10 protein-coding genes are annotated in these 11797 nt (G+C 32.7%); 7 read left to right on the plus strand and 3 right to left on the minus strand.

The annotated features are described in order from the left end of the window. The first annotated feature begins 32 nt into the window (after positions 1 to 32). Entirely contained in the window at positions 33 to 599 is a 567-nt protein-coding gene (locus HM986_RS10060; protein WP_179334958.1) for an ExbD/TolR family protein, read from the plus strand. Here HM986_RS10060 and HM986_RS10065 read toward each other — a convergent pair. Beyond that, complete coding sequence (locus tag HM986_RS10065; RefSeq protein WP_179334959.1) at positions 592 to 1005, minus strand: 3D domain-containing protein; 414 nt, start codon at positions 1003 to 1005, stop codon at positions 592 to 594. The two genes, HM986_RS10060 and HM986_RS10065, sit on opposite strands and share 8 nt — an antisense overlap. A 410-nt stretch (positions 1006 to 1415) precedes the next feature. Continuing rightward, complete coding sequence (locus tag HM986_RS10070) at positions 1416 to 3734, minus strand: T9SS type A sorting domain-containing protein (RefSeq protein ID WP_179334960.1); 2319 nt, start codon at positions 3732 to 3734, stop codon at positions 1416 to 1418. Positions 3735 to 3897: 163 nt separating this feature from the next. Between HM986_RS10070 and HM986_RS10075 the strand changes: the two genes are divergently transcribed. After that, complete coding sequence (locus HM986_RS10075) at positions 3898 to 5190, plus strand: dipeptidase (RefSeq protein WP_179334961.1); 1293 nt, start codon at positions 3898 to 3900, stop codon at positions 5188 to 5190. 88 nt (positions 5191 to 5278) lie between these two features. Here the strand turns inward: HM986_RS10075 and HM986_RS10080 are convergent, their stop codons facing one another. Further along, positions 5279 to 7279: an alpha-ketoacid dehydrogenase subunit alpha/beta gene (locus HM986_RS10080; protein ID WP_179334962.1), complete on the minus strand. Its 2001-nt coding sequence runs from the start codon at positions 7277 to 7279 to the stop codon at positions 5279 to 5281. A 144-nt stretch (positions 7280 to 7423) separates the two neighbouring features. On the opposite strand from HM986_RS10080, the gene HM986_RS10085 reads away from it, so the two are divergent. The 5 genes from HM986_RS10085 (at position 7424) to HM986_RS10105 (ending at position 11474) form a co-directional block, all read left to right on the plus strand. Further along, positions 7424 to 8374, plus strand: coding sequence for an isopenicillin N synthase family dioxygenase (locus HM986_RS10085; protein ID WP_179334963.1), 951 nt, complete (start codon positions 7424 to 7426; stop codon positions 8372 to 8374). A gap of 71 nt (positions 8375 to 8445) precedes the next feature. Then, positions 8446 to 8775 (plus strand): translation initiation factor, encoded by a 330-nt coding sequence (locus tag HM986_RS10090; protein ID WP_179334964.1) that lies wholly within the window; start codon positions 8446 to 8448, stop codon positions 8773 to 8775. A 5-nt stretch (positions 8776 to 8780) separates the two neighbouring features. Next, positions 8781 to 9722, plus strand: coding sequence for a DUF1835 domain-containing protein (locus HM986_RS10095; RefSeq protein WP_179334965.1), 942 nt, complete (start codon positions 8781 to 8783; stop codon positions 9720 to 9722). Further along, a complete protein-coding gene (locus tag HM986_RS10100) occupies positions 9712 to 10584 on the plus strand; it encodes a nucleoside phosphorylase (protein ID WP_179334966.1) in 873 nt (290 codons plus the stop codon). The genes HM986_RS10095 and HM986_RS10100 overlap by 11 nt, the downstream gene beginning before the upstream one ends. A gap of 35 nt (positions 10585 to 10619) precedes the next feature. Further along, positions 10620 to 11474 (plus strand): substrate-binding domain-containing protein, encoded by an 855-nt coding sequence (locus HM986_RS10105; protein ID WP_179334967.1) that lies wholly within the window; start codon positions 10620 to 10622, stop codon positions 11472 to 11474. The last annotated feature ends 323 nt before the right edge of the window (positions 11475 to 11797 follow it).

Genomic DNA, 11797 nt, shown 5'->3' on the forward strand with positions numbered 1-11797 from the left:
TTAACATAGCATTAACATTTAAATCAATTATTATGAAATCATTTAGAAGACATTCTGCATCGGTCAATGCAGGATCCATGGCAGACATTGCCTTTTTATTACTAATTTTCTTTTTAGTAACTACGACTATTTCTGCAGACAAAGGAATTTTGCGAAAATTACCACCTGTTTGTGATACCGCTGATTGTATTGCTAATATTCCCGAACGAAATTTATTGCGTATTTCAATGAATGAAACTCAAGAAATTATGATTGAAGATGCTGTTGTGGAATTAGCTGATGTTCAAAAAATAGTAGAAACTTTTATTGATAATAATGGAGCTGGAAGTTGCAATTTTTGCACAGGTAACCAATCAAAGGAATCCTCAGATCACCCGAAGGTTGCTGTAATATCTTTACAACATGTAGCGTTAACAAAATATAGTAATTTTATTTCCGTGCAAGATGAAATTACGAAAGCTTATTATAATTTAAGAGCACGTTATGCCAAAGAAATTTATAATAAAACCCCAGATAGGTTAAGCAAGGAAGAATTAGTGAATGTACAAAAAGCCTACCCTTTTATAGTCTCTGAAATTTTGTTAAAACAAACTAATTAGAAATTGAATCTTTAGCGAGAATGCAGTATTCAATAGTTAGTTTTTTTTTGCCCCATTTCTTAGCTTTTTTTACATCATTACCCATATAAATATCGATACGATTTTTATAACGACGATTCATTTTGTCTTTTACCATATATAAACTGTCAAAACCTTCAATTTTAACTTCAGTATTATGAACTAAGCCTGAGTCTATTAAATCACGTGATACAGCAATGTATCGCAATCCCGGTTTTAAACTATCTCCAAAAGCTGTAATATTTGGATTAGAACTTGTTTGGTAGGCTAATGAGTTATAAGCTGTAGCAATTACCTTCAATGTGTTTTTATGACATGTAGAATCTGTATCAGGCTTGCAATTAAGTAAGCTAAAACAGATTATAATACAGTATAACTTAGTTTTCATGATTATAAATATACATCTTAAATAACAAATTTTGTTTAAAATGAATTATGTTATGCATAGTACTGTAACAAATTGAGAATTTTGTCGTCTATTAAGTATAACCAATAAAAACACATTTATCATGAGAACTTTAAACAACAATCAACTATCTAGTACTTCTGTAGAAACTAAAAGCTTTGCTTGGAATCTAAAGAGACGTTATAGATAATACTTAAAATTTCATCAATCAATCAATCAATCAATCAATCATTCAATATGAGAGTTTTATCAAAAATAGTGAATACATCTAATAGTTTAGATGAAGACCTAAACACCATCAAAGCTTAAGTTTTAATTCATCCAATTTTATTTTAAAAAAAAAGTCAGTTTCCTTTTAAAGAAACTGACTTTTTTATGAAAAATTATCAACTTTATTTTTTAATAATCTTTTTGGTTATTGTATTTGTGCTCGTAGAAAGTTTTACAAAATATAATCCTGTCTCATACTGTGACATATTCATATTGTAGGTGCTATTAGGCTCTAAACTCCCTTCGCTAATTTTCTGTCCTAAGGTATTATAAATTTGATAATCTACGGTTTCATTAACATGCGTTAATTCAATATTTAAATTATCTTTAACAGGATTAGGATATATGTTAATAACGGTTTCTAAAGTAAATTCATTAACACTTAATGGATTTTGCACATTAAATGTTATAGATTCTTCTGAAGTAAATTCACTTCCAACAATTATCTCATTCCCATTTTCATCAGATAAGCTATAGTTACCCGAACCTGTAAAATTACTACAACAAATACCATCTCCGTAGGAATCAAATATTGTAAAAGTATAACACTCATTAAAATTTGGAATAGTTATAGTTTCTTGGTAAGATGTTGCAGCGCCATAAGTACCACCAGATCTACTATCCACTACTGTACCAGAACTGTTCACTAGGCTCCATGAAGTTTCTTGACCGAAATTATCCGTTAAAAGGTCAAAAACAACAGTTGAGGTTGCAAAAGCTGGTGAAACATTAAAGTTGAGAGCAAAATCATTATTTGATGGATTTTCATCTGTAATTCCGTTAGGATTAGAAACATTTATACTAAATGAATGACTTCCAGATCCTAAATTAGAGTATGTTGGTGTATCAATTACAATACTTCCACCAGCAAATAAATTTCCTGTCCAATTTAGTACAGTGCTTGTTTCAGAATCTAAAGAATAGGTTACAGTTGCAGAAGTCAGAGCTAAAACGCCTGAGTTTATTAGTGTGACTTGCGGTGTAAAATCTTCTCCACAAAGCTCTGCTGCATTACCAGCCCCGGCACTTGCTCTTGCATCAATATCATAAGTTTGTAAAGCAGGATATTGATCCAATACTTCAACACCAGAATTAGAAGGATCTAACCAATCACTAAGACGTGTTGAAGACGTACTACCAAAATCCCAAGCGACACCAAATCGTCCATAAATATCAAAACCGCCGTTATCATTAGTGCCAGAACATGCTGCATTACCCCCAGAAAGCATACCTATTAAATGACCTGTTTCATTAAACAAACCAGATCCAGATGATCCACCTTCAGTTACACCTAATTCCCAATCATTAATACGCCACATTTGCGCTGCAGAATTTCCATTAAATGTTGTTGTGGTTCTTACTGCACCTTCATCATTTCTAGAGACCTTCTGAATATCTCCACTTGGATGGTGAAATCCAAAACTTACAGCAGGTACTTGGGTTGTTGACCTATTCCATCCAGCCCAAACTAGATCATAATTGTTTTCAAAGAAACTTGTATCATTAATTTCCACTAACTCCATATCCGACTGCGAACTACTTGCTCTAAGCGTAGCACCACTAACCGTTTGGTTAAATGAGCCATTAGTGCTATTTGTAGTTGTACCACAAGATGGATTTGGACTTCTCCAATTAAATCTAAAGGACCATGTGCCTTCGCCACCACCACAATGATTAGCTGTCATGATATATGGTGTTCCATCATTATTAGTATTATTGATTAAGGTCCCAGAACACCAGTCCGAACCATTTCTTAAAATTAATGCTCCTGAAGTTTTTATACTTTCTTTTACTGCATTTAAACCATAAGGGTCACTTGCAGGCGTAATATCGCAATCGACATCAAAATTACAGTTTCCAGAATCTCCCAATGATTTTTCATACGTTTGAGCTGTACGGTACCCATGAACAACTGAGCCTACTATAATTTTAGCTTCCCCAACTACATTTGCAGGTTGATAATATTCTATATATGCAGAATTACCTTCAACTAACCACGTTCCCAAAACTTCTTCAGTATTATTATTGTGGTGCGTAAAAGGTCTCAATAAGTCTGTTTTTTCTTTATTATAAACATAAAGTTTTGCTCCTTCTGGAATTTTAAAGACGTCAAACATAAAGTTTAATGAATAAGCTCCTCTAGAGGTATATGCCATTCTCCAAATACGGTCTCCGTTTTCTAATGTAGTCCACTCCCCTACATCATTAAAGTTATGATCAACATAGATATCATGTCCAAATCTCCATGGCTTAGATTTGTTTTGATCATTAATTAGATCTTCTTCTTGCAATTTTTTTAAATCGAAAGAAGGAAGTTTAAAAGCGGTCAAATCAGATAATGATTTTTGGCCCCAACTTGGTGGTTTAATGTCCTCTGGTATTTGCTGCGCAAAAGAAAATAAGCAAGCAAATAAGAATACGAATAGTAATTTTAGTCTCATAAATGTATTTTTTTAGAAGCATAAAAGTAAGTATTTAATACCTTTTTAAAACCTATTTCACTTGTTTGGTATAAAAATTAACATATTTCGAACGCAACCCTCACGATTAGAATGTTTGTTTTTGATTCAATTTCTAATTATTTTTAGAGAAATAAAACCAACCATGCATAAAACACCTATTCTCTATTTTAGTCTATTTTTTTTAGTTACGTCAAGTTGTAAATCTGAACATTCACAAGAAGATGATTTTGTTGCTAGAGCTAAAGCCATACATAAACGTGTGATTACTTTAGATACACATTGTGATATCAATGTCAAAAACTTTACCGATTCACTTAATTATACTCAAGATTTAGACACACAAATTACGCTTCCAAAAATGGAAAAAGGCGGATTAGATGTGGCTTGGTTTATTGTGTATACTGGGCAAGATTCATTAAATGATACTGGTTATATAAAAGCTTATGATAATGCAATATCTAAATTTAAGGCTATTCATAAATTAGTTGAAGATATTGCTCCAAACGCCATAGAATTGGCGGTAACTTCTGAAGATGTAAGGCGTATAAACGCTAAAGGAAAGAAAATAGCCATGATAGGAATAGAAAACGGCTATCCTATTGGATTAGACATTAGCAATGTTGAAAAATTCTATAACCTTGGGGCACGTTATATGTCATTATCTCACAATGGACATAGTCAACTTTGTGATAGTAATACTGGGGAAGCAGACGATGTTTGGCTTAATAATGGTTTAAGCGATTTAGGAAAACAAGTGGTTTCAGAAATGAACCGTTTGGGAATGATGATCGATGTGTCTCATCCTTCAAAAGAATCCATGAAACAAATGATAGAATTAAGTAAAGCTCCAATCATAGCTTCTCATTCATCTGCAAGAGCTTTATGTAACCACAGTAGAAATTTAGACGACGAACAACTAGGTTGGTTAAAAGAAAACGGTGGTGCGGTGCAAACCGTTGCTTTTACATCATACTTGAATACTGAAAAATATAATGCGCGTAATACAGCTATGGAACACATTCGAGATAAAATTATTGATTCTTTAGGGGTAACTTGGTACGACTGGGATGAATTTAGAAATTTGGATGATCAGGCTCAAATGGAATTTGTAGAGAATAGAAAAAAGATAATGGACATAACTAATAAAGAAATTGACCAAATAGAAGATTTTCCAGCAGCTGTAAATGTTGAAGATTTTGTAAACCACATCGATTATTTAGTTCAAAAAATTGGTATTAACCATGTCGGTATTAGTAGTGATTTTGATGGCGGAGGAGGCATCGAAGGTTGGTCTGATGCTTCAGAAACATTCAACGTAACCTTAGAACTAGTTAAACGTGGCTATACAGAAAAACAGATAGAACAGCTATGGAGTGGAAATTTATTACGTGTTTTAGATGACGTTGAGGCTGTAGCGAAGAGCATTCAATCTTAATTTTGTTTCAACAAAACCTACAAAAAAAGAAAAGCTAGCAATTTGCTGGCTCTTCTTTTTAATATATGATATTTCTTTATCCTTAATTCTAATAGTGTAATAACTCTAATAAAGCGCTCTCAAACTTCCGTTTAGCTAAATATTGATCTTCTAACTGACCAATAAACGGAATTGGAGTCTCCATGCTTGCTACACGTTTTACAGGTGCATCTAAATGTTCAAAGCACTCTTCCATTAGCAGAGCAGAAAGATCACTAGCAATGCCTCCAAATAGAGAATCTTCTTGTAAAATTATAGCACGCCCCGTCTTTTTAACCGAGTTTATAATAGCGTCCTTATCTAGGGGTTGTAAAGTTCTTAAATCAATTAAATCAGCTGAAATATCAGAGTTTTTATTTAAAGTTTCTAACGCCCAATGCACTCCAGCACCATAAGAAATAATTGTTACCGCTTTACCTTCTTTTAATACCGCAGCCTTTCCAAATGGAATGGTAAAATAATCAGAAGGAACATCTTGACGAATACTTCTGTATAAAGCTTTATGCTCAAAGAATAACACTGGGTTAGGATCATTTATTGCTGTTGCCAACAACCCTTTAGCATCATAAGGAAATGCTGGATATACCACTTTTAACCCAGGTGTTTTAGTAAACCACGCTTCGTTGGTTTGTGAATGAAACGGGCCTGCGGCTACACCACCACCACAAGGCATTCTAACCACTACATCGGCTTCTTGTTCCCATCTATAATGCGATTTTGCCAAATAATTAACTACAGGATTAAAGCCAGAAGTTACAAAATCAGCGAATTGCATTTCTACAACCGATTTAATTCCTGAGATGGATAACCCCATTGCCGTTTCAACAATTGCTGATTCACAAATAGGAGTATTTCTAACACGATCTTTTCCAAATTCTTCTACAAAGCCTTCTGTAATTTTGAAAACACCTCCATATTCTGCAACATCTTGTCCCATAATAACAAGATCTTTATGCTTTCGCATGGACTGTTTTAAACTTTCTGAAATAGCATCTACAAAACGCAACTCTTTTGTTTCTTTACTATGTGTATATCCCTTATAATCAAAATGTTTGTAAACATCATTTAACTCAGTTGTTTCACTCGGAATTATATTGGGTTCAGCATAAGCCGACTCTAAAGCTGAATCTATTTCAGATTTAATGTCATTTATATAAGCTTCATCCATCTGCTGAGTAAGAATCTTTTTACTAAATAAAAAGCTCCTATAATTTTCTATAGGATCCTTTGCTTCCCATTGTTCCATCAATTCTTTTGGAACATATTTTGTTCCACTAGCTTCTTCATGACCTCTTCGTCTGAAGGTTTTAAATTCTACTAAAATCGGACGTGGTCGTTTTCTAATGCTTTCTGCTAATTTTTGAACCTTAGTATAGGTTTCAATCACATTATTACCGTCTAAAATAAATGATTCAATGCCATAACCTTTACCTCTATCTGCTAAATGTTTACAATTATATTGCTCATTAGTTGGTGTAGAAAGTCCGTAACCATTATTTTCAATACAAAAAATAACAGGTAATTGCCAAACGGAGGCAACGTTTAACGCTTCATGAAAATCACCTTCACTAGTCCCACCTTCGCCTGTAAAGACTGCTGTTAGATTGCCGTTTTTCTTCAGGAGGTTCCCTAAAGCGATTCCATCTGCAACCCCTAATTGGGGGCCTAGGTGAGATATCATACCTACAATATTAAACTCTTGAGTCCCAAAATGAAATGAGCGATCTCTACCTTTCGTAAATCCACTTGTTTTACCTTGCCATTGACAAAATAAACGATGAAGTGGGATCTTACGTGTTGTAAAAACACCAAGATTTCTATGCATAGGAAGAATATATTCGCTTGGTTTTAAAGCCATAGTTACACCTACTGAAATGGCCTCTTGTCCAATTCCAGAAAACCATTTTGATATTTTTCCTTGACGTAAAAGAATGAGCATTTTCTCTTCTATTAGTCGCGGCTTCAACATATTATAATAAAGTTTCAATAACGTTTGATCGTTTAAACTTCGTTTATCGTAAGCGATGTTACTTTTGGTAATTGTTGGCATAAATGTTATTTATCTAATGATTCAAATGTAAATAAAATTGCTTCAATAAACCATTAAACACTTCAAATTGTCAATAATTCCAACCCAATTTTTAGCACTATTATCGTTACATTTGTATATTGACAAAAATTTAAATATAAATCCATGGATAGAATACCTAGTGTAGATTTAAAAGATTTTATTTCTGAAGATCCTAAACGTAAACAGAAATTTATAAATGATATAGGAAAAGCTTATGAAGACATTGGTTTCGTAGCTTTAAAAGGCCATTTTTTAGATGATACCTTAGTTGATAATCTATATGGTGAAGTCAAAAATTTTTTCGACTTACCTGTAGACGTTAAAGAGCGTTATGAAATCCCTGGTATTGGCGGTCAACGTGGCTATGTGTCTTTTGGTAAAGAAAGTGCTAAAGGTAAAAAAGAAGGTGATCTAAAAGAGTTTTGGCATTTTGGTCAATATGTTGAAGACGATGAAGAGCGTAGAAAAGAATATCCTGAAAATGTCGAAGTAAAAGAGCTAGACGATTTTAATAACGTAGGAAAACAAACCTATCAAATGCTCGAAAAAACGGCAAAATATGTGTTGCGTGCTTTAGCGCTTTATTTAAATTTAGAAGAAACCTATTTTGACAATTACATACACAACGGTAACTCTATATTAAGACCTATTCATTATCCTCCAATTACCCAAGAACCTAAAAATGCAGTAAGAGCTGCTGCTCATGGGGATATTAATTTGATCACTTTGTTAATGGGAGCTCAAGGTAGAGGTTTGCAAGTACAGCGCAATGACGGCGAATGGATTGATGCCATTGCAGAGCCAGACGAACTAATGATTAATGTTGGTGATATGTTATCGAGACACTCTAATAACAAGTTAAAATCCACAATTCACCGTGTAATAAACCCACCAAGAGAGCTTTGGGGAACATCGCGCTATTCGATGCCATTTTTTATGCACCCTGTAAGCGAAATGAAATTAGATGTTTTAGAAAGCTGTATCGATGCTGATAACCCTAAACAGTTTGAGGATATTACGGCTGGCGAATTTTTAAATGAACGTTTAATTGAACTAGGCCTTATTAAAAAGTAGCTAGCAGTATGCAACCTTTAGTTTACAGACAACTATTGAGAACTGAACACTGAGAATTAAACACCAAATAAATGGATTTACAAGATCAATTAAAAAATCTCTTCCCAGACCATGAACCAGAACTTACAAATAATGCTGATTCCGAAAAGAATAGCTTATGGCTTCAAGATGATCCTATAATTTGTAAGTATGAAAAGCGAAAAGGAAAACCGATTACGATTCTTGAAGGTTACACCGGAGCTACCGAAGATTTTAAGAAATTAGCTAAAGAACTAAAAACTAAACTTAGTGTTGGGGGAAGTTTTAAGGAGGATAGAATAATAATACAAGGAGATTATCGCGATAAAATAATGTCTATTTTAAAAGATAAAGGCTTTAATGTTAAACGTGTAGGAGGTTAAAAAATATGACTAAAAATTGTTTACATATTACAAATGGTAATAACCTCACGGATTATTTAAGAGAATTAGATTTTAAAGAAGACATTTTAACATGGCAAGAAATGCTTTGCGAAGGACCAACTATTCCTGCTATAAACTCGAGAGCTTTTTTAAAACTTCGGGCTGAATTTTTAAAAGAATATTATGAAATTGAAGTTAATACTAGAGAAATTCTTACAGAACTATCTAAATTAGATGACATAAATACATATACCGAAATAAACCTTTGGTTTGAATATGATTTATTCTGCCACATTAATTTAATTGGGGTTATTAATCTTTTACACCAAAAAGAAATTAATAAACCACTTTATTTAATTTGTAGTGGGCGCGTTGAAGGTGAGAAACGTCTAAAAGGTTTGAGTGAACTTAATCCAGATCAACTAAAATCACATTATAAAGAAAAGATATTACTGACAAAAGAGGATATTGATATAGCCATCGCGCTATGGAGAACCTACTGTGGTAAAGATCATAATATTTTAAAACCTTACATCGTTAAAAATTCAAGTTTTAAATATATGAGTAATTGTCTAAAAGCGCATTTAGAACGGTTTCCATATCGAAAAAGTGGTCTTAGTGTAATAGAAGCGAATATTTTAACAATAGTTAAAGATAATTTTATAAGGTCTAAAGATCATCTTTTAGGTTATAGCCTTAATTACCAAGGTTACTATGGGTTCGGAGACATACAATTATTACGTATTATCGATAAATTAGATTTGTTTTTTAACGAAGATGACGAAGGTATAACGCTTAATAGAAAAGGACATAAAGCGCTATTAGGACAAAACAACTTTGCTAAAGAGATAAACGATAATATGGTTTATGGAGGTGTAAATCGTTTAGGTTTTCAATTTAATGTAGAGCAAAATAAACTTATAAAAACCATATTTGATGGCAATTAAAGACTCAGAACTAATTTTAAATTCCGATGGTAGTGTTTACCATCTTAATTTAAAACCAGAAAATATTTCCGATACAATAATCTTTGTAGGCGACCAAGATCGCGTAGAAAAAATCACTGCACATTTTGACAGCATAGAATTTAGTACGCAAAAACGTGAATTTAAAACGCAAACGGGATATTATCAAGATAAGCGACTAACTGTTATCTCAACAGGCATAGGTCCAGACAACATTGATATTGTTTTAAATGAACTCGATGCTTTAGTTAATATTAATTTAGAAACAAGAGAATTAAAAGAAGAATTAACAAGTCTAAATATTATTAGAATTGGAACTTCTGGATCTTTACAGAATGATATTCCTGTAGACGCCTTTTTGATTAGTACACACGCCTTAGACATTAATGGTATGCTACATTTTTATCAAATTGAAGGTATTAGTAACCCTGAAATAGAAGATGAATTTATTAAGCATACGGATTGGGATAAAAATAAAGCAAGACCAATTATTATAAATAACAGTAAGTACCTAGAAAAATATTTTGAAGGTGATAAGATCTACAAAGGCATGACAGGAACTGCTGGTGGGTTTTATGGACCGCAAGGTCGTGTTTTACGTTTACCGCTGCAAGATGCCGACCTTAACACTAAATTAGATAACTTTAGCTACAAAGACTTTAGAATTACAAATTTTGAAATGGAAACATCGGTTATTTATGGCCTTTCAAAATTATTAGGACATGAAGCATTATCATTAAATGCCATTATTGCAAACAGAGCAAATGGAGATTTTAGTAAAGACCCTAAAAAAGTTGTAGATCGATTAATTATCTATGCTTTAGAGCGTATTGTTAATATTTAATTAACCCCTTTTTTTAGAAGGGACTCAGAATAAAAATGAAAAAAGTAAACATTGGTGGAGTACCAGAACACTTTAATTTAGCATGGTATTTAACACTTAAAAATGGTGAATATAAAGATCAAGATATCAATTTAAGATGGCATGATTATTATGGAGGCACTGGCGCTATGACTAAAGCATTACGTTCTGGCGAAATTGATATGGCAGTAATATTAACAGAAGGTATTGTTAAAGATATCATTGAAGGCAATCCTTCTAAAATTGTTCAAACTTTTGTTGAAACCCCTTTAATTTGGGGAATTCATGTTGCTGCGGATTCTCAATTCAAAACTATTGATGATATAAAAGGAAGTAGAGCCGCGATTAGTAGGTACGGTTCTGGTTCACATCTTATGGCTTATATAAATGCCAAAAATAATAATTGGGACATAGAAAATGACTTGAATTTTGAAGTTATTAAAAATCTAGATGGCGCAATTAAAGGGCTAACCGAAGGCCAAGCTGATTATTTTATGTGGGAAAAGTTTACCACCAAACCAATAGTAGATGAGGGTGTCTTTAGACGTATTGACAATTGCCCATCCCCATGGCCATGCTTTGTAATTGCTGTCAGACAAGAATTTATTGATAACAATGGAGCTGATTTAAAAATCATTTTAGATATCATTAATGAAACAACTTCCGAATTTAAATCCATACCGCGCATAGATAAAACTATTGCTAATCGCTATGGGCAAGAGCTAGAGGATGTACAAGAATGGCTATCACTTACAGAATGGTCACAAAACCCTATGGATAAAAAGACTTTAGATTATGTACAAGAACAATTGTACGATTTGAACATTATTTCGGAGAAAGTAGAGTATTCTAAATTGATTCATAAAAGTTAAGAATTCTTTACATTTTTGAGTTAAGAATCAATACAGTTTTAACATTTAAAACGAGTTAAAAGCATAATATTTAGGTAGATAATTATTTAAAGTTAAAGTGTTTTGGGCTATAACTTTTAATATCTAAAAAAAATAATTATATTTGTTTTCCTCTGCATCAATATTATTGATAACCCAAATAGATAAATATGATCGTAAACATTATCCTGATTTTATTTTGCTTAGTTGCTATTAATTTTTTATTATTAGTCTTTAGCTGTAACAAAACGGCTAAAAAAGTTAATAATAAATTAGTCCAACCTGTTAAAACTGATACTAAGCGA

This window comes from Winogradskyella costae (assembly GCF_013403865.1).
GTDB lineage: Bacteria > Bacteroidota > Bacteroidia > Flavobacteriales > Flavobacteriaceae > Winogradskyella > Winogradskyella costae.